This is a genomic window from Methylobacterium sp. BTF04 (assembly GCF_010692745.1).
Classification (GTDB): domain Bacteria; phylum Pseudomonadota; class Alphaproteobacteria; order Rhizobiales; family Beijerinckiaceae; genus Methylobacterium.
In genome coordinates, this window is sequence record NZ_JAAHTB010000242.1 from 1 (window position 1) to 616 (window position 616).

The 616-nt window shown below is 42.2% G+C and carries 1 protein-coding gene; it reads left to right on the top strand.

Annotation, left to right across the window (positions count from 1 at the left end; all coding sequences use genetic code 11):
- On the top strand, positions 1 to 616 hold a 616-nt coding region (locus tag G3T14_RS24545), incomplete at both ends, for a Gfo/Idh/MocA family oxidoreductase (protein WP_163645056.1).

Sequence of the window (616 nt, forward strand, 5' to 3'; positions counted from 1 at the left end):
TATGCGACATTGTTCCGGCCGCAGTGGAAAAAACAGCAAAAGAAACCTCTGCAAAACCGTATACAGACTTCAGGAAAATGATTGACAAAGAAAATTTTGACGCGGTATGGATATGTACGCCGGCAAACGTACATACTCAAAATATTCTTTATTGCATAGATAAAAACCTGCCGTTTTTTGTTGAAAAACCTGTTTCAATGAACGAAGAAGAAGCTGAGACGGTAGCTGCAAAAATTAAAGGAACGGGCATTTACCATACAGTCGGATATCAGAGAAGGTACAGCCCTGCGGTGGATAAACTTAAAGAGTTGCTGTCTTCGGAACAGGTTATTTTCTCCGCCGCTGAACATTTCTGGACAATACCGCTCGTGGACAGCATAAAAAGTAAGGAGAATGCCGGCGGACAGATTGTCGACCAGGCAACTCATTTGATAGACCTGTTACGATACATTATCGGAGAAATAATCTCCGTGTATACAACCAGGGTCAGGGGATTTTTTCCGGAAGAAAAACTATATACGGGCGACGATGCAAGCGGAACAATTTTTGAGTTTGAAAACGGGACTGCCGGAAATCTACTGTGCACCTATGCTCTTTTCCCTGAAATAGAAAAATA